Annotated in this window: 24 protein-coding genes and 2 pseudogenes; 17 read left to right on the forward strand and 9 right to left on the reverse strand. The window is 39.9% G+C overall.

Annotation, left to right across the window (positions count from 1 at the left end):
* Positions 1–86 precede the first annotated feature (86 nt).
* The 6 genes and pseudogenes from gyrB to dnaA form a co-directional block, all read right to left on the reverse strand.
* On the reverse strand, positions 87–2,009 hold the full coding sequence (gene gyrB / locus MUO15_RS14045; RefSeq protein ID WP_245030064.1) for a DNA topoisomerase (ATP-hydrolyzing) subunit B: 1,923 nt from the start codon (positions 2,007–2,009) through the stop codon (positions 87–89).
* A gap of 48 nt (positions 2,010–2,057) precedes the next feature.
* Positions 2,058–2,342 carry an extracellular matrix regulator RemB gene (remB, locus tag MUO15_RS14050; RefSeq protein WP_245030066.1) on the reverse strand — a complete coding sequence of 95 codons (285 nt, stop codon included), beginning with the start codon at positions 2,340–2,342 and terminating at the stop codon, positions 2,058–2,060.
* A 9-nt stretch (positions 2,343–2,351) separates the two neighbouring features.
* Entirely contained in the window at positions 2,352–3,470 is a 1,119-nt protein-coding gene (recF, locus tag MUO15_RS14055; protein WP_245030068.1) for a DNA replication/repair protein RecF, read from the reverse strand.
* 16 nt (positions 3,471–3,486) lie between these two features.
* The gene (gene yaaA / locus MUO15_RS14060) at positions 3,487–3,708 is read right to left on the reverse strand and encodes a S4 domain-containing protein YaaA (RefSeq protein WP_245030070.1); all 222 of its coding nucleotides are present in this window, start codon (positions 3,706–3,708) and stop codon (positions 3,487–3,489) included.
* 219 nt (positions 3,709–3,927) lie between these two features.
* The gene (dnaN, locus tag MUO15_RS14065) at positions 3,928–5,061 is read right to left on the reverse strand and encodes a DNA polymerase III subunit beta (RefSeq protein ID WP_245030072.1); all 1,134 of its coding nucleotides are present in this window, start codon (positions 5,059–5,061) and stop codon (positions 3,928–3,930) included.
* 164 nt (positions 5,062–5,225) lie between these two features.
* Positions 5,226–6,580 (reverse strand): annotated as a pseudogene (gene dnaA, locus MUO15_RS14070) (chromosomal replication initiator protein DnaA).
* A 664-nt stretch (positions 6,581–7,244) separates the two neighbouring features.
* On the opposite strand from dnaA, the gene rpmH reads away from it, so the two are divergent.
* The 9 genes from rpmH to hepT all read left to right on the forward strand — a co-directional run bounded on the left by rpmH (position 7,245) and on the right by hepT (position 14,462).
* Entirely contained in the window at positions 7,245–7,379 is a 135-nt protein-coding gene (gene rpmH, locus MUO15_RS14075) for a 50S ribosomal protein L34 (RefSeq protein WP_244755378.1), read from the forward strand.
* Between the two features lie 242 nt (positions 7,380–7,621).
* A complete protein-coding gene (rnpA, locus tag MUO15_RS14080; RefSeq protein ID WP_245030074.1) occupies positions 7,622–7,975 on the forward strand; it encodes a ribonuclease P protein component in 354 nt (117 codons plus the stop codon).
* Between the two features lie 272 nt (positions 7,976–8,247).
* A complete protein-coding gene (gene spoIIIJ, locus MUO15_RS14085) occupies positions 8,248–9,009 on the forward strand; it encodes a YidC family membrane integrase SpoIIIJ (RefSeq protein ID WP_245030075.1) in 762 nt (253 codons plus the stop codon).
* On the forward strand, positions 9,006–9,623 hold the full coding sequence (jag, locus tag MUO15_RS14090) for an RNA-binding cell elongation regulator Jag/EloR (RefSeq protein WP_245030076.1): 618 nt from the start codon (positions 9,006–9,008) through the stop codon (positions 9,621–9,623). The genes spoIIIJ and jag overlap by 4 nt, the downstream gene beginning before the upstream one ends.
* Positions 9,624–9,860: 237 nt before the next feature.
* Positions 9,861–11,237, forward strand: coding sequence for a tRNA uridine-5-carboxymethylaminomethyl(34) synthesis GTPase MnmE (mnmE, locus tag MUO15_RS14095; RefSeq protein ID WP_245030077.1), 1,377 nt, complete (start codon positions 9,861–9,863; stop codon positions 11,235–11,237).
* A 27-nt stretch (positions 11,238–11,264) separates the two neighbouring features.
* A complete protein-coding gene (mnmG, locus tag MUO15_RS14100; RefSeq protein ID WP_245030078.1) occupies positions 11,265–13,154 on the forward strand; it encodes a tRNA uridine-5-carboxymethylaminomethyl(34) synthesis enzyme MnmG in 1,890 nt (629 codons plus the stop codon).
* 19 nt (positions 13,155–13,173) lie between these two features.
* Entirely contained in the window at positions 13,174–13,890 is a 717-nt protein-coding gene (rsmG, locus tag MUO15_RS14105; protein ID WP_245030079.1) for a 16S rRNA (guanine(527)-N(7))-methyltransferase RsmG, read from the forward strand.
* A 124-nt stretch (positions 13,891–14,014) separates the two neighbouring features.
* Positions 14,015–14,146, forward strand: a complete 132-nt coding sequence (locus tag MUO15_RS21700; protein WP_256464132.1) for a hypothetical protein — start codon at positions 14,015–14,017, stop codon at positions 14,144–14,146.
* Positions 14,121–14,462 carry a type VII toxin-antitoxin system HepT family RNase toxin gene (hepT, locus tag MUO15_RS14110; protein ID WP_245030080.1) on the forward strand — a complete coding sequence of 114 codons (342 nt, stop codon included), beginning with the start codon at positions 14,121–14,123 and terminating at the stop codon, positions 14,460–14,462. The genes MUO15_RS21700 and hepT overlap by 26 nt, the downstream gene beginning before the upstream one ends.
* An 11-nt stretch (positions 14,463–14,473) precedes the next feature.
* Here the strand turns inward: hepT and MUO15_RS14115 are convergent, their stop codons facing one another.
* On the reverse strand, positions 14,474–15,277 hold the full coding sequence (locus tag MUO15_RS14115; RefSeq protein WP_245030082.1) for an alpha/beta fold hydrolase: 804 nt from the start codon (positions 15,275–15,277) through the stop codon (positions 14,474–14,476).
* A gap of 92 nt (positions 15,278–15,369) precedes the next feature.
* Here MUO15_RS14115 and MUO15_RS14120 point away from each other — a divergent pair, with 92 nt between their 5' ends.
* Complete coding sequence (locus MUO15_RS14120; RefSeq protein ID WP_245030083.1) at positions 15,370–15,858, forward strand: metallophosphoesterase family protein; 489 nt, start codon at positions 15,370–15,372, stop codon at positions 15,856–15,858.
* A gap of 30 nt (positions 15,859–15,888) precedes the next feature.
* Here the strand turns inward: MUO15_RS14120 and MUO15_RS14125 are convergent, their stop codons facing one another.
* Entirely contained in the window at positions 15,889–16,758 is an 870-nt protein-coding gene (locus tag MUO15_RS14125) for an SDR family oxidoreductase (protein WP_245030084.1), read from the reverse strand.
* 442 nt (positions 16,759–17,200) lie between these two features.
* On the opposite strand from MUO15_RS14125, the gene MUO15_RS14130 reads away from it, so the two are divergent.
* The 6 genes from MUO15_RS14130 (at position 17,201) to MUO15_RS14155 (ending at position 22,861) form a co-directional block, all read left to right on the forward strand.
* Positions 17,201–18,094 carry a DMT family transporter gene (locus MUO15_RS14130; protein ID WP_256464133.1) on the forward strand — a complete coding sequence of 298 codons (894 nt, stop codon included), beginning with the start codon at positions 17,201–17,203 and terminating at the stop codon, positions 18,092–18,094.
* A gap of 202 nt (positions 18,095–18,296) precedes the next feature.
* Positions 18,297–18,821 carry a hypothetical protein gene (locus MUO15_RS14135; protein WP_245030086.1) on the forward strand — a complete coding sequence of 175 codons (525 nt, stop codon included), beginning with the start codon at positions 18,297–18,299 and terminating at the stop codon, positions 18,819–18,821.
* A gap of 127 nt (positions 18,822–18,948) precedes the next feature.
* Entirely contained in the window at positions 18,949–19,185 is a 237-nt protein-coding gene (locus tag MUO15_RS14140) for a hypothetical protein (protein ID WP_245030087.1), read from the forward strand.
* Positions 19,186–19,340: 155 nt separating this feature from the next.
* Entirely contained in the window at positions 19,341–20,402 is a 1,062-nt protein-coding gene (locus tag MUO15_RS14145) for a dipeptidase (RefSeq protein WP_245030089.1), read from the forward strand.
* A 192-nt stretch (positions 20,403–20,594) separates the two neighbouring features.
* Positions 20,595–21,638, forward strand: coding sequence for an ArsR/SmtB family transcription factor (locus MUO15_RS14150; protein WP_245030091.1), 1,044 nt, complete (start codon positions 20,595–20,597; stop codon positions 21,636–21,638).
* Between the two features lie 86 nt (positions 21,639–21,724).
* Positions 21,725–22,861 carry an MFS transporter gene (locus tag MUO15_RS14155; RefSeq protein ID WP_245030093.1) on the forward strand — a complete coding sequence of 379 codons (1,137 nt, stop codon included), beginning with the start codon at positions 21,725–21,727 and terminating at the stop codon, positions 22,859–22,861.
* Between the two features lie 129 nt (positions 22,862–22,990).
* Here the strand turns inward: MUO15_RS14155 and MUO15_RS14160 are convergent, their stop codons facing one another.
* Positions 22,991–23,287 carry a hypothetical protein gene (locus MUO15_RS14160; RefSeq protein WP_245030095.1) on the reverse strand — a complete coding sequence of 99 codons (297 nt, stop codon included), beginning with the start codon at positions 23,285–23,287 and terminating at the stop codon, positions 22,991–22,993.
* Between the two features lie 250 nt (positions 23,288–23,537).
* On the opposite strand from MUO15_RS14160, the pseudogene msrB reads away from it, so the two are divergent.
* Positions 23,538–24,044: pseudogene (gene msrB / locus MUO15_RS14165) on the forward strand (peptide-methionine (R)-S-oxide reductase MsrB); the annotation flags it as partial.
* Positions 24,045–24,317: the final 273 nt, after the last annotated feature.

A 24,317-nucleotide genomic window follows, 5' to 3' on the forward strand; every position in this document is an offset into this window, starting at 1 on the left:
GGGGTCATCTCATTTTCGCTTTGTGTCGAGCACAAGCATCCTTGCACAAAAGTCGATTCCATCGTTCCAAAGCGCTAGCACTTCCCTTATATATCTAAATTCTTCACGTACTGTGCGTTCTCTTGGATGAAATTACGGCGTGGTTCCACTTTATCTCCCATAAGGATATCAAACGTTTCATCTGCGCCAATAGCGTCTTGAAGATTCACTTGAAGCAATGTGCGTGTTTCAGGGTCCATGGTGGTTTCCCATAACTGTTCTGGGTTCATCTCACCAAGACCTTTATATCGTTGAACACCCGGTTTAGGAGAGCTCGGCAGCTCAGCCATGATTTCATCCAGCTGCTTATCACTATAGGTGTAGTGAACAGCCTTCCCTTGCTGAACCTTATACAATGGCGGCTGTGCAATATAGATGTAGCCATGCTCAATGAGTGGACGCATATAACGATAAAAGAACGTTAACAACAGTGTCCGAATATGCGCTCCATCAACATCAGCATCGGTCATAATAACAACCTTGTGATAACGAGCTTTCGCAATATCAAATTCTTCGCCAATCCCTGTGCCTAGTGCAGTAATAATTGTACGAACTTCGTTATTAGAAAGAATTTTATCTAAGCGTGCTTTCTCTACGTTAATAATTTTACCCCTTAGTGGCAGGATCGCTTGGAAATGGCGGTCACGCCCTTGCTTAGCAGAACCGCCGGCTGAGTCACCCTCCACGACATATAACTCAGAAATGTTCGCATCTTTTGATGAACAATCTGCAAGTTTACCGGGAAGATTTGATACCTCTAGAGCATTTTTACGCCGAGTTAATTCACGTGCTTTTTTAGCAGCCATTCGTGCTCTGGAAGCCATTAATCCCTTTTCTACAACTCGTTTGGCCATGTCAGGATTTTCAAATAGAAATCTTGATAACCCTTCTGAAAATAAGGCATCTGTAATTGTTCGGGCTTCACTATTCCCAAGCTTAGTTTTAGTTTGCCCTTCGAATTGAGGGTCTGGATGTTTAATCGAAATAATCGCGGTAAGCCCTTCGCGTACATCATCACCTGTTAAATTCGGGTCTGTTTCTTTAAACATATTATTTTTACGAGCATAGTCATTAATTACACGAGTTAAACCCGTCTTGAAACCAGATTCGTGTGTGCCGCCTTCATAGGTATGGATGTTGTTTGCATAGGAGTAAATATTACTCGCAAACCCATCGTTATATTGCATAGCGATTTCGATGGAAATCTCATCTTGCTCATCTTCGATACTAAAAGGTTCATGTAATCCTTCACGCGTCCGATTTAAATGCTCCACGTAGGAAATAATACCACCTTCGTAGAAATAATGAGCCGGCTCTTGTTCACTACGTTTATCCTCAAGCGTAATCGTTAATCCTTTATTCAAGAAAGCCAATTCACGAATACGATTCGCTAATATGTCGTATTGATATTCTTCCGTTTCCGTGAAAATTTCTGGGTCTGGCTTAAATTGAATTTTTGTACCTGTAATATCAGTATCATCAATAACTTTTAGGTCATCTTGTGGAACTCCTCGATGGTATTCCTGATAATGAACTTTTCCATCACGGTGAACGAAAATTTCAAGTTTAGAAGACAATGCGTTTACCACAGAAGCACCTACACCGTGTAAACCACCTGATACTTTGTAACCACCGCCGCCGAATTTACCACCTGCATGCAAAACGGTCATAATGACTTCAACGGCTGGACGGCCTGCCTTTTCGTGCATCCCAACTGGCACACCGCGTCCATTATCGATAACGGTAATGCTATTATCTTTTTCTATCACTACTTGAATATGATCACAGTAGTCAGCCATTGCTTCATCAATACTGTTATCAACAATTTCCCAGACTAAATGATGAAGACCTTTCTCATTTGTTGAACCAATATACATACCCGGCCGCTTTCTTACAGCCTCAAGGCCTTCAAGTACCTGTATTTGATTTTCATCATAGGATTGTTTTTCTTCTAATATTTCTTCCTTCATGGTACTCACCTACATTTCTCAAGTGGTTTAGCAAAGCTTTAAACAATGCTACATTTCCTGTTCTTCCGTGAAGTCTTCTAATTTATTTAAAGTGGACATCATATTCGCCCGTTTTTTTAACGTATAAACAGAAAGAGGGCTAAAGTAGATGTACCCTTTCGTAATTACAATAGACTTCGCACTATCTTCTTCTGTTTCAACCACCTGTTTATTCTTTCTTTGGTTAAAAATCATTTCCTCGATAATAGAGGATGATGTCATTAAACTATAATCGATGATACTGATAACATCTTTTGATTGAATAACATGATCATCACCGATATGAATAAACAATTTGCCACCTCATTTCTGAACCTCAATCGTTCCTTCTTTCACTCGAAATATTTCGGCTTCCTTGAGAGCATCGTGCTCTATGCCTTCAATACTTGTTGTGGACACAAACGTCTGTACCTTTCCCCGGATCGTATGAAGCAAGTGGGATTGCCTAAAATCATCGAGTTCACTCAATACGTCATCTAAGAGTAAGATCGGATACTCACCTACTTCACTATGAATCAGCTCTATTTCAGCTAGCTTTAAAGATAAAGCCGTTGTTCGCTGCTGACCCTGGGAGCCATAGGTTTGAACATCTTTTCCATTCACATAAAAGACGAGGTCATCACGGTGGGGGCCAGCTAAAGTAGTCCCTCTCTCGATCTCTTTTGATTCTATTTCCCTAAATTTCTCTTCATAGTTTATCTTTATTGTTGCCAAATCCATATCCTCTGATACTTTTACACTAGCATCATAAGTAATTTCAAGGATTTCTAGTTTCCGACTGATCCCTTCATGAATGGGTCCTGCCCATGAACGAAGCAATTGTAGAAATTTAAATCGACGTTCAATTATTGTGACAGCATGTTCAATCAACTGATCGGTAAGTACACCTAGCATCATTCGATCAGCTGATGGTTTACGCTGGAGTTCTTTTAGTAAATGATTTCGCTGGCGCAAAACCTTTTGATACTGGCCTAAATGGTAAATATATCTTGGTTGAATCTGCCCGATTTCCATGTCGATAAACCTACGACGCACCTGAGGACTCCCTTTTACCAGGTGTAAATCCTCAGGTGCAAACATAACAACGTTTAACGCACCAATATAGTCACTTAACTTCCTTTGTTCGATATGATTTAACTTCGCTTTCTTTCCTTTTTTAGAAAAAATAATCTCAAGGGGAAAGCGACGGTCCCGTTTGAATATACTCCCATTTATTTTAGCATACTCCGCGTCCCATTGTATTAACTCTTTATCACGGGGCGTACGATGGGAGCGTGTAAAGGCTAAAGCATAAATAGCTTCCATTAAATTGGTTTTACCCTGGGCGTTTTCACCAATAATGACATTTATCGTATGATCAAAAGTCAATGAGAGCTGATCATAATTTCGGAAAGAGCGCATTGACATTTCGTGAATATACATAGTTTATATACTCCGACTATTCTTCTCGGACTACTTCATAAACTCCGAATTCAGGAATATCAACGACGTCTCCCAGGTATAGCTTTCTTCCGCGGCGTTGTTCTGGCTCACCATTTACATATACTTCAAATTCAGCCAGAAAAACCTTAACCATTCCACCTGACTCTACGACATTACTCAGCTTTAAAAACTGTCCTAGTGGAATAAACTCTGTAGATATTTCAATACGTTCGCTCATATATTCACCCTATTTGTGTTGGTTTGTCTTATCTCTCTATTTTACTAAAAATATGCCGTTAAGAAAAGCAAACAGCAGAATGTAACATAAAATAGCTAATTTGTATGTCATTCGGCAACAAAATAAAAAATACCGCTATGATTTGATGTCATAACGGTATTTCCCCTTTCTTAGTTAGGACAGTGTAAAGGTACAGGCTTACTAGATCCCCAATTCTTTCTAGTAAGTACGTACGGGCAGAATCAACTGAAGGATTTGCTCATCATCTACAGGACGAATTAAGAACGGGCGCATAGCTCCTGTAAATTCCACCTTCACCTGGTCATAATGAATAGACTTTAAGGCATCCATCATATATTTAGCACTGAAGGAAATTTTCAATTCTTCTCCCTCTATCGAATCAGCAACAACCTCTTCGACTACATTTCCAACTTCAGGAGAGTTTCCATTAATTTCAATTTGATTCCCTTCCTTCATGATTAGACGAACAACATTGTTACGATTCTCTTTAGCTAATAAGGAGGCACGGTCAACAGATTGTAATAATTCTTTCGTATCAATTTTAACAACAGTTTTACTTTGTTCAGGAATGAGGCGGGAAGTTTCAGGATAATTCCCTTCTAATAGACGAGAAAGGAAATATAAATGCTTCGTTCTGAATAGTACTTGATTTTCTGTGACGCTTATTTCAATCGTATCTTCGGAGTCATCTAGAATTTTATTAAGTTCCGTTAAGCTTTTCCCAGGAATAACGACAGAAGGAAGCTCAGTTTTTGATTCTAAGGGAATCTTTCTGGAAGCTAGGCGGTGGCTGTCTGTCGCTGTAAAATGGAGCTCTTCATTCTCAACTCTTACATGTACCCCCGTTAGAATAGGGCGTGTTTCAGAAGAGGAAACAGCAAATACTGTTTGACGAATTAAATTCTTTAATAAATCAGTAGGTAACTCAAAGCTATCCTCCGTATGTAACTGAGGTAGCTGAGGATATTCTTCTGAATCTTGTCCATTCAAATGAAATTCTGCTTTTCCAGAGCGGATCGTAATGTTCCTCCGGTCATCACTCTCAATTTCTACGGTGCTTTGAGGAAGTTTACGGACGATATCAGGGAAATACTTTGCTTGGAGTACGACACTTCCAGGTTCTATATTTTCTACATATACGATCCCGTTCTCTTCAACAGGAATAATCGATTCAATAGAAATGTCTGAGTCGCTACCTGTAAGTTTTACCCCTTGTTCACTTACTTCTAATTTCATACCGGTTAAGATAGGAATCGTTGTTCTGGATGAGATGGCTTTCATGACATGTTGAACACTTTCCATCAATTGTTCCCTTTGGATCGTAAATTTCATGGGAGTCACTCCTCTTGTATATATTAATTATTATTAAAAAAATAGTAATAGAAGTAATAGGCGCTGTGAATTTGTGGATAACCTTAATAAGTTTAAGCGAACACAGTCTATCCACATGTGGATAGACTGTTGATGAATGTGACCTAGTTATACACACTATTCAGCTAATGAGCTTTAAGTTGTTCGATGATTTCATCAAGCTCTCTTTGTAATTGCTGATCTGCTGCAATCATTTTTGATATTTTTTCATGGGCATGAATAACTGTTGTATGGTCACGTCCTCCGAATTCCTCTCCTATTTTAGGTAATGAAAAATCAGTCAGCTCTCTCGATAAATACATGGCAATCTGTCTAGGGAAAGCAATCGATTTCGTCCGTTTTTTCGCTGGAAAGTCCTCCAACCGTACGTTGTATTTCTCCCCAACCATTTCTTGAATAGCTTGTATTGTAATGACGCGAGGCTTTGAACTAGGAACGATATCCTTTAATGCCTCTGCAGCTAACGAAGCATTAATGTCGCGATTAATTAAGGAAGAGTAAGCAACAATACGGATAAGTGCACCCTCTAGTTCGCGAATGTTTGTATCGATTTGGTTAGCGATATAAAGCATGACCTCATTAGGAATGTCGAGTCCTTCTGCCTTCGCCTTTTTTCGTAAGATCGCAATCCTTGTCTCAAGGTCTGGGGGGTAATGTCCGTGATTAATCCCCATTCAAACCGAGAACGGAGTCGGTCTTCAAGAGTTGGAATTTCTTTTGGAGGCCGATCACTTGAGATGACGATTTGTTTGCTCTCTTCATGGAGTGTATTAAAAGTATGGAAGAATTCTTCTTGTGTTGATTCTTTTCCAGCTAGAAATTGAATATCATCTATTAAAAGCACATCCACACTACGATACTTATTACGGAAATTTACGGCCTTATTATCACGAATTGAATTAATAAATTCGTTGGTGAATTTCTCTGATGATAAATAAACCACTTTAGCATTTGGATTATGATCAAGCACATAATGGCCAATGGCATGCATAAGGTGGGTTTTACCGAGTCCTACACCACCATAAATAAATAGCGGGTTATAAGCTTTGGCTGGTGCTTCAGCTACAGCGAGGGAGGCTGCATGTGCAAAGCGGTTCCCCGATCCAATAACAAAGGTATCAAAGGTGTTTTTTGAGTTAAGCATGCTCTGGGTAAACTCTTCTGTCTCGTTACTTTTATCGTTTGGTACTTTTTTAGAAGATAGTTTCACATCATCTAATGAATTGTCTTTCGTTTCGGGAATGATGAATCTTGTCGATAATTCAGCACCAGTCACTTCATGAAGTGTTTCAGTAATAAGGCCTTCATACTGGTTTTCAAGCCAATCACGAGCAAATTCATTAGGAGCGACGATCGTCAATGTACTTTCATTTAAAGAATCAGCTTTCGTAGCTTTAAGCCATGTTTCAAAGCTGGGCTTACTTATTTTTTCTTTCATTTTCTCTAAGGTGTTGTCCCAAAGTTCGTTAATGTTCTCCAAAATTTTTCACCCCTTTCTATTTTTATAAGTAGGGAACAAAAAAAGCCTCCCGTTCTCTTTTTCGAACGATATTTACAGGATCGAAAGGCATACATATCAAGCTTGTATAAAGTTATTCGTAAAAGACCTTTGATTGGCTGTGGATGAATAAGTCTTGTAATCATAGGTTTATAGATTGTTATTTCCATTATCCACAGAGTTGTGTAAAAGTCTACAAACAACCGTGTTAATAACTGTCCACAGCTTATCCACAATCTGTGCATAACATAAATTTGCTGGAGAGATAATTCACAGTTAAACACAAATATAATATCAGATAAACAGTATTGTTGCAATGGTTCATAGGAACTTATCCACAATCTCAACAAGTTGTAGACAGTCCTTGTCCACAGCACTATATTTTGTTATGAACCTGTCGATATTTGCTGTGGACAGGATAAATATGTCGAGAAATTATACACAGGTCCTGTGAATGTTCGCTGAAAAAGTATTTTTTTCGATGTGTTTCTTGTTATGTAACAGCGGCTGTTATATAACTGTTAGATCAAGCCGATCAAGTAATGAAATTAAATAGATATTGACACATATTTAATGATTGCTTATAATTATCGGGACTGCCTTTTAAATGTATGTAGTGGAATTTTCCTCAGGAGGTGTATATATAATGAAACGCACATTTCAACCAAATAAACGTAAGCGTAAGAAAGTACACGGCTTCCGTAATCGTATGAGTACTAAGAATGGTCGTAACGTTCTTGCTCGTCGCCGTCGTAAAGGAAGAAAAGTATTATCAGCATAGGCCACTGAACAAATCAGTGGTCTTTTTTTCTAGTTGGTTAGGAAATGATAAAGTTTGTTCTCTGTGAGTAAATTCGCGTGTAAGGGCCACATCATGGTCCACGCCCTGCGCTTTTGTCTTTCAAGATGAGGCCAAGCTGGTCTTAACCGGGCTGGGGGGCGTCGAGGGCAAACAAAAGCCTATTCCTTAATTTCGCACCTCTTTGACAAGTAGTTTTTATTTTTTGCGGGGGTCATCGTTCCATGAAGAAAACTTATCGAATAAAAAAAAATGAAGAATTCCAACAAGTATTTCAACATGGTCAGTCATTCGCTAATCGACAGTTGGTTCTCTACTATTTAAAGAAGTCGGATCAGGAGCATTTTCGTATTGGTTTATCCGTGAGCAAAAAGATTGGCTCAGCTGTGGTTAGAAACCAAATTAAACGATACTTAAGACAAGCTTTTCATGAGCTCGAAGGGGAAATAGTTTCACATTATGATTTCGTCATTATTGCCAGAAAGCCGACACATCAAATGGGATTTAACGATATAAAAAGCAGTTTAACTCATGTTTTATCGAGATCTAAACTTTTAAATAGGAATAAGCGAAGCTGACAATTCATATAAAAGCTGTTTGAAAAGTTTCCAATGCACATCTCTCAGGGCTTATTTTTAGGATGCTAAAGTAGAGTCACCTGCTTGCTACACACATTGATCCTACATTGCCGAGCATCAGCCAGTGTGAAGGTGTTACAGGACGCGCTCCTTTCAGTCTTCCTTCTAATTCAGTAATTTTTTGAACAAAGACATATAGAATTTTCATGTGAAATAGTGCTACACTATTGGATAGATAAAAAGTGAAAGTGATTGAGTAAGGAGGAACGACGTTGCGTAACAAATTGATAGCATTACTTGCGATGGCAGGTGTGCTCATGTTCTTATCCGGGTGTACCCAGGTGAACCAGGAAATTACTGAAGATAGCACAGGCTTCTGGAATGAATATATCGTTTATCCATTATCCCAAACACTTCAGTTTTTCGCCGATTCAACAGGTGGAAGCTACGGATTATCTATTATTATTGTGACCATAATTATTCGTCTCGTACTATTACCATTAAACGTTAAACAGCTTAAAAGTTCGAAAGCTATGCAGGATATTCAGCCACAGCTTCAAGAATTGCGTTCAAAGTACAGTTCTAAAGACGCACAATCCCAACAAAAGTTACAACAAGAAACGATGCAGCTTTTTCAAAAGAATGGAGTTAATCCGTTAGCTGGTTGTTTACCGATTATTGTACAAATGCCAGTTTTAATAGGTTTTTATCATGCCATTATGCGTACGGAAACCATTCAAACACATAGTTTTTTATGGATGGAATTAGGACAATCTGATCCATTTTTAGCTATTTTAACAGCTGCAACAACATTCCTGCAGCAAAAACTGATGATGGCTGGCGGGGCAGCGGGCCAAAATCCACAAATGCAAATGATGCTATATATTATGCCGTTAATGATCGGTACATTTGCTTTCTTCTTCCCGTCTGCACTAGCTCTTTACTGGATTGTTGGTAACATAGTCATGATCCTGCAAACATTATTTATCCGTAAACCAATGATGAAGGATACGACGGGAGGCACGGCTAAGTGAAGCAGATGACTGCTACTGGCAAAACAGTTGAAGAAGCGGTCCAATCAGCAATAGAGCAGTTACAGGCATCAAGGGACCAAGTAAATATCGAAGTCATTGATGAAGGTAAAAAAGGGTTTTTTGGAGTTTTTGGAACGAAACCAGCTATTGTTAAAGTTTCAATTATAAAGGATCCTGTGCAGGACGCTGAAACGTTCATCTTAGAAGTAGCAGAGCAAATGGGTTCACCTGTTCAAGTAAAAACAGAAGTGGATGGCCGGGATATTTTCATCGAACTTACTGGTGATAAGATCGCTATGCTCATTGGAAAACGAGGCCAAACATTGAACTCATTGCAATATCTCATTCAACTTGCGATCAACCGTGAGTCCGAGCAGTTCTATACCGTTATGTTAGATGCAGAAGGATACCGAGCGAGACGCAAAGAAACATTAGAAACGCTGGCACATCGTTTAGCAGATAAAGCCCTTCGTACGGGGGATATGGTTAAGCTTGAGCCGATGCCTTCGTATGAACGGAAGATTATCCATGCATCATTACAAGATAATCAAAACGTAGAAACAGATTCAGCTGGTAAAGATCCGAAACGACACATTGTTATTAGACCTTTATAGACCTTCCAAAATACTTCTGTCAAAGAAATTGGCGGAAGTATTTTTTTATGAAATAAGTTGTTAGCAAGATAGTTATACACATGTGGACAAGGAAGCGAAAAGATGCACAGGAAAAACTGTTGATATCTTTTCAAAACACCTGGTCATGTGGTAATCTAATATGTTAGTGACTTCAATAAAATAGACACATGTGGATAACTATATATGACTTAAGAAATTGGAAGGAGGTGAGCGCAGATGGAAACTGATACAATAACAGCGATATCGACTCCAATGGGGGAAGGGGCAATTGCCATTGTCCGCCTAAGCGGTCCTAAGGCTGTGTCCATCGCGGCCAACTTATTTGAAGGGAAAGATTTAAATAAGGTTGATTCCCACACAATGCATTATGGCAAGATTATCGATCCAGAAACAGGAGAAACTGCTGAAGAAGTGATGGTCTCTACTATGCGCGCGCCGAAAACATTTACACGGGAAGACATCGTAGAAATCAATTGCCACGGAGGACTTGTTTCTGTCAATCGGGTGCTGGAGATTGTTTTAGCAAAAGGGGCGCGTTTAGCAGAGCCTGGCGAATTCACGAAGCGAGCCTTTTTAAATGGACGTATTGACTTATCGCAAGCTGAGGCAGTCATGGACCTGATTCGTGCCAAAACAGACAGAGCGATGAATGTAGCACTGAAGCAAATGGATGGTCGTTTGTCGAATCTTATCCAAGATTTGAGACAAAAGCTTCTCGAAACCCTCGCCCACGTTGAAGTGAACATCGATTACCCTGAATATGATGATGTCGAGGAAATGTCGAACGAAATGATGCGTGAGAAGACGAAGGAAGTTCACGGAGAAGTTAGTAAGCTTCTCGAAACGGCACGTCAGGGGAAAATCTTACGTGAAGGATTAGGAACGGCAATCATTGGTCGGCCAAATGTAGGGAAGTCATCACTCATGAATGCCCTTGTTCACGAAAATAAAGCTATCGTCACTGAAGTCCCTGGAACAACACGCGATGTGATTGAAGAATACGTCAACGTTCGTGGGGTACCATTACGACTCATCGACACAGCAGGGATCCGTGAAACCGAAGACATCGTCGAACGTATTGGTGTCGAACGCTCAAGACAAGTATTAAAGGAAGCAGACCTCATTCTCCTTGTGTTAAACTATGGAGATGAACTAACTGAAGAAGATGAGAAACTCTTTGAAGCCGTAAACGATTTGAACATCATCGTTATCGTCAATAAAATGGACCTCGAAGCTAATCTTGACCTTTCTAAAGTAAAAAGGTTAGCAGGAGATCATCCAGTTATTACAACAGCACTCATTCGTGAAGAAGGCATCGATCAACTTGAAAACGCCATCGCTGACACGTTCTTCGAAGGTGATTTGGATACCGGCGATATGACTTATGTTTCAAACGTTCGTCATGTACAGCTCCTCAAACAAGCGAAGGAAGCCTTAGAAGATGCACAAAACGGCATGGAAATGGGTGTGCCGATTGATGTTGTGCAAATCGATGTGACAAGAACATGGGAAATACTCGGCGAGATCATCGGTGATGCTGTTCATGAAAGTTTAATTGATCAACTGTTTTCGCAGTTTTGCTTAGGGAAATAGACACTAATAAAAGGAGAGACAACCAAAATGACTTATGATGCAGGCCATTATGATGTAATTGTTATCGGTGCCGGTCATGCTGGAGTTGAAGCAGCAATAGCATCTGCGAAACGCGGGGCAAAAACGCTTATGCTCACACTTAACTTGGATATGGTTGCCTTTATGCCGTGTAACCCGTCCATTGGCGGACCGGCTAAAGGAATCGTCGTACGCGAAATCGATGCCATGGGCGGCGCTATGGGGAAAGTTATCGATAAAACGCACATTCAAATGCGATTGTTAAATACAAGAAAAGGTCCAGCTGTTCGTGCATTGCGTGCTCAAGCTGATAAACCTTTATATATAAAAGAAATGAAGCGAATCCTTGAAAACCAGGAAAACCTCACATTAAGACAGGGGATGGTTGAGAAACTACTCGTTGAAGATAACCAAATAAAAGGGGTCGTAACCGAAACGAAAGCCGCTTATTATGCACCAACGGTTATTGTCACGACGGGTACGTTTATGCGTGGAAAAGTCATAATCGGTGACTTAGCATATGAAAGTGGTCCGAATAACCAGCGTACATCTGTTTCTCTGTCAGAGCACCTTGAGGAACTTGGCATTGAGATGGTTCGCTTCAAGACAGGAACACCGATGCGCGTGAACAGCCATACGATTGATTATACTAAAACAGAAATTCAGCCAGGAGAGGAAGAGCCGCGTTCCTTTTCTTATGAAACAACAGAATTTATAACCGACCAAATTCCGTGCTGGCTGACGTACACGAACGAAGAAACACATCGGATTATTAACGAAAACCTGGGCTTATCTGCGATGTATTCAGGTATGATCAAAGGAACAGGTCCGCGTTATTGCCCATCGATTGAAGATAAGGTGGTCCGTTTTAACGACAAACCGCGTCACCAAATTTTCCTGGAACCAGAAGGCCGCGATACAGAGGAGGTCTATGTGCAAGGTCTGTCCACATCGCTTCCAGAGTATGTACAAAATGAAATGATGAAGACCGTACCAGGCTTAGAAAATGCTGAGATCATGCGTGCTGGTTACGCGATCGAGTACGATTCTGTGGTACCTACCCAGCTATGGCCAACACTTGAAACCAAGCAAATCAGCGGACTGTTTACAGCCGGACAGATCAACGGAACGTCTGGTTATGAAGAGGCAGCTGGGCAAGGTATGATGGCCGGGATTAACGCGGCTGCTAAAGCGCTAAACTTAGAATCGCTTATCTTAGACCGTTCCCAAGGCTACATCGGTGTTATGATCGATGACCTTGTCACAAAAGGAACAGGCGAACCATACCGTCTGCTAACGTCACGAGCTGAGTTTCGCCTCATGTTACGCCATGATAATGCGGACTTGCGCCTAACTGAGATTGGTCACCAAATCGGTACGATCTCTGATGAACGTTATGAACGCTTCCTTGAGAAGAAACGACTCATTGAAGAAGAAAAAGCACGTCTTGAAAATACTATTTTAAAAACAACCGATGAAGTGCAGGCGATTGTTGAAGAGTCTGGTGGTTCTCCGTTGAAAGAAGCGGTACGTGCAACGGATTTACTTCGGCGCCCTGAAATGAATTATGACTTGATTGCTAAAGTATCTGCAAGTGATGTGACGTTGCCTGATGACGTAACAGAACAAGTGGAAATTCAAGTGAAGTATTCCGGTTACATTAAAAAAGCTCTAGAACAAATTGAGCGCATGCGTAAAATGGAAACGAAGAAAATCCCAGAAAACATCGATTACGCTGATATTCATGGACTTGCTTCAGAAGCTCGCGACCGTCTGGAAGCCGTACGCCCGTTATCCGTTGGGCAGGCCTCACGGATCTCAGGGGTGAATCCTGCAGACGTATCGATTCTGCTTGTCTATATTGAACAGGGGAAAATTGCCCGTGTCTCGGGTGAATGACTAGTGAAAGGATGGCCTCATGGATAAACAGACCTTTCTAACCGCATTACATGAAAAAGGCATTGAGTTAGACGAGAAACAGCAACAGCAGTTCAAGCAATACTTCGAAATCTTAGTGGAATGGAATGACAAAATGAATTTAACAGCGATTACCGATCAGGAAGGTGTATATTTAAAGCACTTCTATGATTCGTTAACAGCTGCCTTTTATCATGATTTCTCCAAGCCGCTTACAATTTGTGATGTTGGAGCTGGCGCCGGGTTTCCAAGTATTCCGTTAAAAATCGTATTTCCACACCTGAAAGTTACAATTGTCGATTCATTGAAGAAGCGGATCACCTTTTTGAATCACTTAGCCCATGAACTTGAGTTGAATGATGTCGCTTTTTACCATGATCGCGCAGAGAACTTCGGTAAAAACGCTAAATTCCGCGAAGGCTACGACTTAGTGATGGCCCGCGCTGTTGCCCGTATGTCCGTATTAAGTGAGTTATGTTTGCCACTTGCAATTAAGGGCGGGCATTTTATGGCAATGAAGGGTCCGAACTTAAAAGGCGAAATGGAAGAAGCCAATATTGCTATTCAAACCGTTGGCGGCGAAGTCAAAGACGTCTATACATTTGAACTTCCCGAGGAAGGTAGTGAACGCAATATCGCTATTATTGAGAAACGAAGGAAAACACCAAAGAAGTACCCGCGTAAAGCGGGGACACCAAACAAAACACCGATTCAGTAAATATAGTGAATGTGTTGTTTGCTCTGCATCTCAACCAGAAAATCCTTTCCATGGCATATAAGTGGGAAGGATTTTTAATAATTTATTTCCGGGGAAATGATATAGTAGAAGTAGGAGGGCTTTCATGAAACGCTTACTTAACTGGATAATTGGTTTCTTCTTTTTCTTAAGTGCTATATATTCTTTAGGTGAAGCAGCACAAAGCCAGGGATGGGCTATGAGTTATAATATTGTCAAACAAGGCAAGTGTGATTGAACGATGCTTACAGAGAATCAATGAAGAGTATGAAGGGGATCCAGATCACTTAAAAAACTTTACAAAGCAGGATTCTATTATATTGAACTTACGACGGGCATATGAAGCAAGTATTGGTTTGGCAATGTATATTGTTGATGAAGAGAAGTTAGGTGTAACCCAAACAAGTAGAGAGGCTTTTACCTTTTTGGAATCGAGTAAGATGATCTCCCCATCCCTTTCAAAGAATATGAAGAGCATCTCGGTGATTTTACACGGTTTACAAAGTGTCTTCTTAAATATAGATAAAGAGGACTACCTGCTGAGATGCAAATAGTCCTCTTTCTATTATTTAAGAAGCTTCAACAACTCTGTATTGAACTTTTCCTTCTCGTCATAGATCAGACCATGACCGCTTTCTTCAAAAGAGATCAATGTTGAATTTCGAATCCCTTCTTTCAGCTGCAGTGAGAATTCGTAATCACAGATTTGATCTTTTTTCCCGTGCATAAGGAGGGTAGGGACTTTAACTTCTTCCAACTCACCCCTGAGGTCTTCGTCCCGAAGTGCCTCAGCAGAAGCAATTGTTCCATGAGCAGAAGCTCGAAGGCCTAAATCGAGGAACCACTGATTCAATGCTTCGGAAGTATCTGAATGATAGAAATTTCCCCCAAAGTCTTTTAATGCTGCCGGACGATCCTCTTTAATCGCTTCAATTAGTCCATCAACTTCTTCCTTTTTCATTCCATACGAATAATTATCTCTCTGCGTAAAGCTAGGAGCAGCTGCACCAATCAGTAACAGACGGGCAAATTGATCATTTGCATGTTTGGTTGCATAACGAATCGCTATTGGACCACCCATTGAAAATCCTGCAAGGTAGAAATTTTCTAATTGCAAGTACTCAACAATAACTTTGATATCATGGGCTAATGTGTCATAATCATAACCAAATGCAGGTTTGTCTGATTTTCCAAACCCTCTTAAATCAATGCCGATAAATCGGTAACCATTTTGAGGAAGTTCGTTCATTTGGTATTCAAACATTTCGTGGTTAACAGGCCAACCGTGGATAAAAACGATAGGTTGCCCTTCGCCAATATCTTGAACAAACAGCTGAACATTTTGGTCAACTTCTATATAATGTGCCATATAATTAAACGACTCTCCTTTATATATATATAGATAAGATACCCGCTAACGAAACAGATAAACATTTTGCAGTGGGTTTGAGGAGGAATATAATGAGGATAATTGTTGTGTCTGACACACACATGCCTAAGAAGGCGAAACAGCTTCCGACAAGATTAATAGAAGAATTGTACTCAGCAAATCTCATTGTTCATTTGGGTGATTGGCAGACTGTTGAAATATATAAACAATTAAGTGAATTTGCTCAAGTGATTGGTGTCTACGGGAATGTGGATGAGGATGATATAAAAGAAATTGCACCGCGGAGAATCGTCACGGAATGGGGAGGATTTAAAGTAGGTATCGTCCACGGTCATGGCGAAAAAAAGACGACGGAAAAGCGAGTGATGGAAGAGTTTGAAGGAGAAGAACTAGACTTGATCCTTTTTGGCCATTCCCACTTGCCGATTCTGAAATTTGTAAAGAAAACAATGCTGTTTAATCCGGGATCAGCTACTGATAAACGGAGCCTGCCGTATTACTCATTTGGTGTGATCACGATAGAGGATGATGTTTGTGCAGAACATATATTTTATAAATAAAAAGAACCTGGACCGCAGTCCAAGTTCCTATTAGCTGTGCATGACCATGCCGCCATTAATGTGAATAAATTGTCCGGTTATATACGTGGAATCATCAGAAGCAAGTAGTACATAACTCCCTACATGCTCTACAGGCTGACCTGGACGTCCCATTGGGGTGTTTGTTCCAAATTCTTCTACTTTTTCTTCAGAGAAAGTAGATGGGATAAGTGGTGTCCAGATTGGACCAGGAGCCACGCCGTTTACACGAATTCCTTTGTCAACGAGCTGTTTAGCCATCGATCTTGTAAAGGCGACTACTGCTCCCTTTGTAGCTGTGTAGTCGACTAAATGGGGATTCCCTATATAAGGGTTGACGGAAGCTGTATTAATAATTGAGCTTCCACTTCTCATGTGTGGAAGGGCTGCTTTTGTCATATGGAACATTGAGTAGATATTTGTTTTAAACGTACTCTCTAGTTGCTCAGTAGAGATGTCTAAAATATCATCTGTAGGGTGCTGTTCGCCAGCGTTATTCACTAATATATCAAGGCGGCCAAGTTCACTAGTTGTTCGTTCTACTGCATTGTGGCACACCGTTTCTTCTCCCACATCCCCTGCGATTAAAATAGCACGTTGCCCCTCGGCCTCAACTTTTCTTTTGGTGATTTCAGCATCTTCATGTTCTTCTAAATAAGAAATGGCTACATCTGCTCCTTCTTTAGCGTAACCGATTGCGACAGAACGTCCGATTCCGCTGTCACCACCTGTAATGAGAGCGACCTTGCCAATTAATTTGTCTCCACTTTTATAATCATTGTCTGATTGAAGCGGCTGTGGACTCATTTTTCCTTCAACGCCAGGCTGCTTTGCTTGTTCTTGACCTGGCTGTCCATCCGTTTGTCTATTTCTACGATCCATATAGAATACCTCCTTCAGTTATGATCATCTATGATTAGTTCATTCCACATGAACGAAAATTCAAACCATTACTAGGAGAGACAATCTTGGTTCATTAATTGAACATATAATTATGAGGGAGAGAATTAGATGATAATTAAAGAAACAAAGAATTATAAAAGCATCGCCATGTTAAACCGTTATGTTCAGGAACTTCATGCAGAGTTATTTCCAACTTATTTTAAAAAATATGACTTTGCATCTATTAATAATTTTTTCAGAATATCATTGGTAAGGTAAATTTTTATTTTTCTAAAGCGTTTGTAAGGTCATTTTAGAAATTAGAAATAATATCATTCGTTAAAATAATAAGACCTACTAAGAATTCTTTCAAAGCAAAAAGAATCGGAATAATTTTAAATATGAGGTGAGGAGCGGTTGCTTTATCTATCCATATCTTCTTATGATCATAGTCGTTATGATTTATGCTGGAAACATTCTTATTGGAAAGGCGATAAGTGAATTACCGCCTATCACTATTACCTTTTTCAGATTACTGATTGCCTTCGTTGTGCTTTTTCCACTAGGATATAGAAGTGCTTGGAAGTACCGAGACCGATTCTTCAAATACAAAAAGCCGGTCTTAGTGATGGCTTTATCAGGGCTCGCTCTATTTAATACGTTTATATACGGAGCTTTGCAGTTTACCACATCATCAAATGTGGCCATTCTTGAGTCGATCATTCCAGCGATCACTGTAGTATTAAGTGCTTTTATGCTAAAAGAGAGATTAAAAGGGATTCAATGGGGTGGGGTTGGACTTTCTCTTATTGGAGCCATTTGGGTAGTGATGGATGGTAACATCTTGAAGCTGACTGTTATAGATTGGAATGTTGGCGACCTGATTATGATTGGAGCCATTATAACGTGGGCCGTTTACTCAGTCATGGTTAAGAAATACATGCATAAGTTTCCACCCTACGCTGCTATCTTTGTCATGACGGGAATTTCGCTCATCGCTTTATTGCCGATTGTTATCATCGAGTGGAGTATTATCGGGATACCAGCAATGGGGGATTCAAATTTTATTATCGGATTGCTTTACTTAGGTATATTTCCATCTTTGATTGCGTTAATCTTTTATAATCGAGCCGTTGCTTTATTGGGGGCTTCCCAGGCTTCTATATTTTTAAATTTCCTCCCCGTTGTTACAATGATAGGTGCCTACTTATGGTTAGGGGAAGAGATTACAGTCATGCATGTTATCGGAGCGGGGATCGTAATTGTTGGCGTGTTGCTTACTACCCAGTTCCGTGTTAAGCGAAGGAGTTTAGAGAATAAAAAGCGATATGGTTAGGTTTAATAGCATAGGGAACCATTCGAATCCCACTTAACCCCATAGTGAAAAATGTAGTTTATTATGTTTTGTTTCTGGAATTAAGGGTACTTTTTATGGAAAAGGAAGGCAGAATGAGGTCATATTAACCACATGAGGTCAGAAGCAAAAAAAAGATATCCCTTCTTAGAATAACGTTAACGAATAGAAAGGAGCAATTAACATGAATACTGATGAACAACAGGTGCAAAAAAAGTCAACAAAAGGTAAATTAACTCTAGCCATGACTGCTGGGGCTCTAGTAGGAGGGGCATTTGTTTTAGTTAGAAACCCGTCTGCACGAACCAGGTTAAAAGAAACATCGGGTTCAACCAAAAATACAGTAAGCCAATATATTTCTGATGTAAAAGCTGACCCTACAGGAGCGAAAAACCAGCTAGTTGATCGTATTCAAAAAACGGCCTCCATTACAAGGGAGGCGATTAATAAAATTCAAGACATTCTTGATAATGAAGGTAGGGAGATCACCAATAAGGTTCGGGAAGTCAAGGAAGAGTCTAAAGAGATTGTTTCTACAGCCAAGGAGGCCGGCGATGAATTGAAAGAAGTCGGTGATAAGGTTGGTGAAGCTAAAGATGAATTAACGGAATCAAAAGAGGAGAAGAAACAGGCTTTAGCTGATGGCGAAAATCTATCTGTTGTGAAAGATGATGAGCACGAGATAAAGAAAACAATAAAAACAAATTAATTGGTCTATTTAGATCATAGGATGAAAGGTCAGCTTTGTTGAGAAGCTGATTTTTTTTGAGAAAAAGGAAGTAGGATAATAGCAATAAGGAAGCGAATTAGTTAAGTAAGAAGGGGATGATTTCAAAATGCTGAAAGAAAAGGACTATGGATCACCAGTAACACCTATTTTTGAAAAATTTTCTATACAAAAGGATGTTTCACTTGTATATGGAGAACCCATTGATGTAGGAAAGAAAAAGATTTTACCTGTAGCAAGGGTCAACTACTTGATTGGAGGCGACGGTGACAATTCGGAAGGAAATGAATCATTAGAGTCGGGCCAAGGAGAAGATGGAGGAGGTCATATTTCATCAAGCCTCTAGGTGTTTATGATTTAACAGAGATAAAGACAACCTTCAAGCCTGTCTATGACCTTCGACGTTTGACTATTACGACTGCGCTAGTTTCTGGTGTGTTAGTGTGGATATTAAACTGAAATAACTGTTTGAAATTCATTAAAGAAAAGAGGAGAACTCACATGAATCAATTCCCAATAATAGATGGGCATAACGATACACTGCTAAAGCTTCACCAACAAGAGAAGGGAAAAGGTCGTTTATTTTTCAATGAAAGCTCTATTGGTCATATTGATTTGCCTCGAGCAAAGAAAGGGCAGTTTAGTGGGGGGTTTTTTGCAATATTTTGCCCTCATCCATCAGGTTCATTACTTCCGGACTTTGAAAAATTTGCTACTGAAAAGGGGTATGATCTCCCTCTTTCTGCTCCCGCCGAATATGAATACTGTCATCGGATGACAAATGCAATGGTAGCCGACCTGTTTAGCCTGGAGGCAAATTCAAATGGAAGTTTCAAAGTCGTACGCACCGTTGATGAGCTGAGTAATTTAGTACATAAAGAAACCATTGCCGCCATTCTTCATTTTGAAGGAGCAGAGGCGATTGATACGGACCTTGATGCACTAAGTGTATATTATCAGGCAGGCCTTCGTTCAATAGGACTCGTATGGAGCCGCCCCAATGCATTTGCTCAAGGCGTACCTTACAGGTATCCTTCAACGCCTGACATCGGAGCTGGGCTTACTGAATCCGGAAAGAGCTTGGTTCGTGAATGCAATCAACTTGGAATTATGCTAGATTTGTCTCATCTTAATGAAAAGGGATTTTGGGATGTAGCAGAAATTTCCGATGCTCCTTTAGTGGCCACTCATTCGAACGCACATACGATATCTCCAATCTCGCGCAACTTGACCGATAAACAACTGGATGCGATTGCCGAATCCAATGGGGTAGTGGGGGTAACATATGCAGTTAATATGCTTCGTCCAGACGGGAAACTGAATACAGATACACCTTTAGAAGAAATCGTTAAGCATATTGATTATATAGCTAGCCGCATAGGCATCGAACATGTTGTCCTGGGTTCGGATTTTGATGGCACAACGCTTCCAGATGAATTAGGTGATGTGACTGGGGTTCCAAAAGTACTTGAATTGTTAAAAAATCATGGGTTTAGTGACAAAGATTTATGTAAGTTAACTTATGAAAACTGGCTTAGAGTTTTGAAAAATACTTGGAAATAAAAGTAGGACGCATTCAATGAATGGTAATTCAGCTTAAAAAAGTCCCAATATAGACAATTCAAATTAGCTGACCACTACTAGGTATAGGTGGTCAGCTAATTTTTTATTGTGTTTTTGCAAATATTTAAAATATGTTGAATTGTTGATTCTAATAATATAGAATTAGTGAAAACATACATTTGAGGTGATGAGATGGAAGTGATTCAGACAACAAGTAGAAAAAGGGAAACTTATCGGACAAAAATAGAGCATTCATTGCTTTACGAAGCAGCCCTTGGCATTGCAGCTGTTACGAACACGCCACTTTTAGATACCCTTGAAAAGTCAGATTGGGATGCTGTAAAGAAACAACTATCTAATAAAATGAATGGCGAACTTCAATACGTTGAAGAGAACAACACATGGAAATCATTGCTTCAACTCCTTCATCAAGATTCCTTTCCAAACTTAGATGCCTTCACTCAATTTATCCAACAACTAGATGCCACCAAACTCCAATATATTTGCCTGCCTTATTTAGGCCTTGCTTTTCAAGAGTTGCGCGACCAAGCATCTAAAGGAGATAAAAAGGCTGTTCAATCGTTACAAAAAGAGGTAGAGGACCATCCCTTTTTTAAAACATACATTTCCTTTATAACAACTACAGACCCTTCAGTACTTAAGAGCCATTTAATTGCTGTGATGATAGGGTGGTACACAGCCGTTATCCAACCTCAAGAACAGGAATTACAAGCCATACTGCAGCGTGATCAACAAGCAAAGCAAAATATGTCTAACAAAGTAGACACGGAGTCCCTTGTAGAATGGGCGACAGGAGGTATCAAGTACTTTCCAGAACCAAGTGTCTATCGAGTACTGCTGATTCCACAACGAACGTACCGACCATGGAATGTTGAAGCGGACATTGAGGGAACAAAGATTTTCTATTACCCTGTTTCCAATGAGAGCATTCATATGGATGACCCTTATGCTCCTGATCAATTCCTCGTCCAGAAATATAAAGCCTTAGGCGATGAAGTAAGGATGAAAATAGTTAAGCTTTTATTTGAAAAGGAACGTACCTTACATGAGCTTACAGATATCCTTAACATGGGCAAATCAACCATCCACCACCATTTGAAGCTATTGAAGTCTGCGCGAATCGTAGAAGGTGAGCGTTCCATCTATCGTTTAAGGAAAAACTCGATCGATATGATGGCAACAGAGCTTGAGTATTTCATTGATAGTCTCTCATGATAGATCCGTTACTAAATCGTGCTTCCTCGGATGAAACTCCGGAGTGGAAGAGGAACTTTCCCGCCTTTCGCTTAATAGGGGGAAATGTGATCTCTTTCCTTGGTGATCAAATCTATTTATTAGCATTACCGCTAATTGTTTTAGCGTTGACTGGGTCTCCATTAGCTATGGGGATCGTAGCTGCACTAGAACGTTTGCCCGTTCTACTTCAGCCTCTAGCAGGTGTAATTGCGGATCGCTTTCACCGCAAAGGAATACTACTATTTTGCGATGCGGGAAGAGGAGTGATCGTTGGTGCGGTGGGAGTTCTATTTATTAGGGATACCCTCATGATGTGGCAGTTATATAGTACGGCATTACTGATTGGCACATTGAGTCAGCTCTATAACACAGCCCAATTTGCTACAATTCCTCAGTTAGTTAGGAATAATGAGCTGGCAAAAGCAAATGCCGTAAATACAGGTTTGTTTCAAACGGCCGTACTAGTAGGACCTGGTTTGGGTGGAATACTAATTAACGCTTTTCATCTAGGATATGCCCTTATAGCTAACAGCTTGAGTTTTTTCTTGACCTTTTGTGCTGTATCCACCTTGACAATCCAACCACCAGCAAAAGATTCTGGGCAAAAGAGGGTGATGGAAGATATAAAAGAAGGCTTTTCGTATGTACTGCAAACAAAGCCCATTCTGTTCACAAATTTAGCTATGTTATTTTCCATTTTCGGTACGACATTGTTCTTAACGATGATGGTCTTCTACATGAGGGATGGAATAAGGTTAACAGTTGTGCAAATTGGATGGGTATTATCTTTTGGGGGAGCAGCTGCGGTAGGCGGGGCTATTTTAACCTCAGTTTTAAGAAAATGGTGGACCTATAGGCAGATATTATTTACAGCTTCTCTCGTTGGAGGTATGTCTATCATCGGTTTTAGCCATTTCCAATCATTTTGGTGGTTGGGAGTGATGAATGCTGTAGGAACTTTTTGTGCAGCTATTAAAAGTCCATCCATTGTAACAATTCGTCAAAGGCTCACACCTAATCATTTGTTAGGAAGAGTCCAGGCCACAAGCCGTTTCATGACATGGATGTTGATGCCTGCAGCAGCTCTCATGGCTGGGATTATCTCTGAATGGGCAAGCACGGAAACAACAATTTTTTGGGCAGGGGTGATCGTTGTGACAGCCTCGACCTTTTACCTCCATCCTTCATTAAAGACAGCTTGAACTTTATCGAATCGCAAAAAAATGTTTCACGTGAAACAAATTCATAGAAATCTTTGTGACTGATAAGATATTTAATAAAGCTATATAATACTCAAGGCAAAAGGAAACCGGCTTTCTACAGAAGCCACTTCATTTCCTTTTATCCATGTATGCAGTTACCACAAAGGCTAAATCATCGTTGCCGAATAAAGATAGTACACCGAGAAGGGTTTGGTCCGGAATATCTTCGGCCTCCTGTTTAGAGACAGTTAACTCTAATGCCTGTTTTAATGAATCATTTTCTAATTGGTTGGGATAAGCTTCTTTATAGAGCGAAACTGGGTCTAGTTCATGATTGATGCACCACTGGGCAAATACAAGGATCATCATCTGCTCATCTTTTTTATAACTTTGTATCACTTGTTCTTCGATTTCTTTACGATCCATAAATTATGCTCCTTTTTCTAGTCTATATATAATTATAACGAATGGAAAGCCATTATCATAATGAAAGAAGGAGTAAGCATATAACTTAGCCGATATCTATATAGATGTTAAAATTATAACTGTAAACCTTTAACCCTGGTGGGTATGATGAACCCTTATACAGAAAAAGGAGGCAAAAGAAGTGAATAAATTTTTGTCAGTTTCTATCGTTGCCTTGGTTGGTTTGGCTGTCTTTATTGGTCCAGGAGTTTATAAAAAGATATTTGGTGAAGAACGCAATATGGAACGTACAGTTGAAGTGAAAAGTGATGACGGGGAGAAGATAACATATTCTAAGTCTGAGCTAAAAGAAATGCTCACACCCATTCAATATAAAGTCACTCAAAAGAATGGAACGGAAAAGGCCTTTGAAAACAAGTATTGGGATAATAAAAAAGAAGGAATCTACGTAGACATTGTATCTGGAGAGCCTCTTTTCAGTTCCACTGATAAATTTTATTCGGGTACAGGCTGGCCTAGTTTTACTAAACCCTTAGTTGAAGAAAATATCGTTACAAAAAAGGATCCCGGGATCTTTGGTACTAGAACAGAGGTTAGAAGCAAGGAAGCGGATTCTCATGTTGGTCATGTTTTTAACGATGGCCCAGAGCCAACAGGTTTGCGTTACTGCATGAACTCTGCAGCTATGGACTTCGTTCCTAAGGATAAACTTGAGGAAAAAGGCTATGAAGAGTTTATGTACCTGTTTGAAAAGTAAAAGTTAATAATATAAGTGATTTTATCGATTAGACGCCTTTCCTAAATTAAGGGGGCGTCTTTTTTAACGAATAAAAGTGGCATTGAATCGCCATTATTAGGCACTTTTATATATTAAATGAATCTGCGAGATGGTTAGAACAGGGCAGCAAAACCTTATTGTTAGTTAGCAAAATCTAAAGGAAGTATTGTTGATTTCTTATAACACCTCAGAAAAATGGAGGGAACCCGAGGTCGTGGGACTTTTCGATCATACGTAAAGAGCTTGAGTTTT

Origin of the sequence: Halobacillus amylolyticus (assembly GCF_022921115.1) — a bacterium.
Taxonomy (GTDB): domain Bacteria; phylum Bacillota; class Bacilli; order Bacillales; family Halobacillaceae; genus Halobacillus_A; species Halobacillus_A amylolyticus.

What these genes read in the sequence shown, in the direction of transcription:
- gyrB (WP_245030064.1), bottom strand. Translation starts at nt 2,009, where the DNA reads ATGAAGGAAGAAATATTAGAAGAAAAACAATCCTATGATGAAAATCAA.
- recF (WP_245030068.1), bottom strand. Translation starts at nt 3,470, where the DNA reads ATGTATATTCACGAAATGTCAATGCGCTCTTTCCGAAATTATGATCAG.
- yaaA (WP_245030070.1), bottom strand. Translation starts at nt 3,708, where the DNA reads ATGAGCGAACGTATTGAAATATCTACAGAGTTTATTCCACTAGGACAG.
- dnaN (WP_245030072.1), bottom strand. Translation starts at nt 5,061, where the DNA reads ATGAAATTTACGATCCAAAGGGAACAATTGATGGAAAGTGTTCAACAT.
- rpmH (WP_244755378.1), top strand. Translation starts at nt 7,245, where the DNA reads ATGAAACGCACATTTCAACCAAATAAACGTAAGCGTAAGAAAGTACAC.
- rnpA (WP_245030074.1), top strand. Translation starts at nt 7,622, where the DNA reads ATGAAGAAAACTTATCGAATAAAAAAAAATGAAGAATTCCAACAAGTA.
- mnmE (WP_245030077.1), top strand. Translation starts at nt 9,861, where the DNA reads ATGGAAACTGATACAATAACAGCGATATCGACTCCAATGGGGGAAGGG.
- mnmG (WP_245030078.1), top strand. Translation starts at nt 11,265, where the DNA reads ATGACTTATGATGCAGGCCATTATGATGTAATTGTTATCGGTGCCGGT.
- rsmG (WP_245030079.1), top strand. Translation starts at nt 13,174, where the DNA reads ATGGATAAACAGACCTTTCTAACCGCATTACATGAAAAAGGCATTGAG.
- MUO15_RS21700 (WP_256464132.1), top strand. Translation starts at nt 14,015, where the DNA reads ATGAAACGCTTACTTAACTGGATAATTGGTTTCTTCTTTTTCTTAAGT.
- MUO15_RS14115 (WP_245030082.1), bottom strand. Translation starts at nt 15,277, where the DNA reads ATGGCACATTATATAGAAGTTGACCAAAATGTTCAGCTGTTTGTTCAA.
- MUO15_RS14120 (WP_245030083.1), top strand. Translation starts at nt 15,370, where the DNA reads ATGAGGATAATTGTTGTGTCTGACACACACATGCCTAAGAAGGCGAAA.
- MUO15_RS14125 (WP_245030084.1), bottom strand. Translation starts at nt 16,758, where the DNA reads ATGGATCGTAGAAATAGACAAACGGATGGACAGCCAGGTCAAGAACAA.
- MUO15_RS14130 (WP_256464133.1), top strand. Translation starts at nt 17,201, where the DNA reads ATGATCATAGTCGTTATGATTTATGCTGGAAACATTCTTATTGGAAAG.
- MUO15_RS14135 (WP_245030086.1), top strand. Translation starts at nt 18,297, where the DNA reads ATGAATACTGATGAACAACAGGTGCAAAAAAAGTCAACAAAAGGTAAA.
- MUO15_RS14140 (WP_245030087.1), top strand. Translation starts at nt 18,949, where the DNA reads ATGCTGAAAGAAAAGGACTATGGATCACCAGTAACACCTATTTTTGAA.
- MUO15_RS14145 (WP_245030089.1), top strand. Translation starts at nt 19,341, where the DNA reads ATGAATCAATTCCCAATAATAGATGGGCATAACGATACACTGCTAAAG.
- MUO15_RS14150 (WP_245030091.1), top strand. Translation starts at nt 20,595, where the DNA reads ATGGAAGTGATTCAGACAACAAGTAGAAAAAGGGAAACTTATCGGACA.
- MUO15_RS14160 (WP_245030095.1), bottom strand. Translation starts at nt 23,287, where the DNA reads ATGGATCGTAAAGAAATCGAAGAACAAGTGATACAAAGTTATAAAAAA.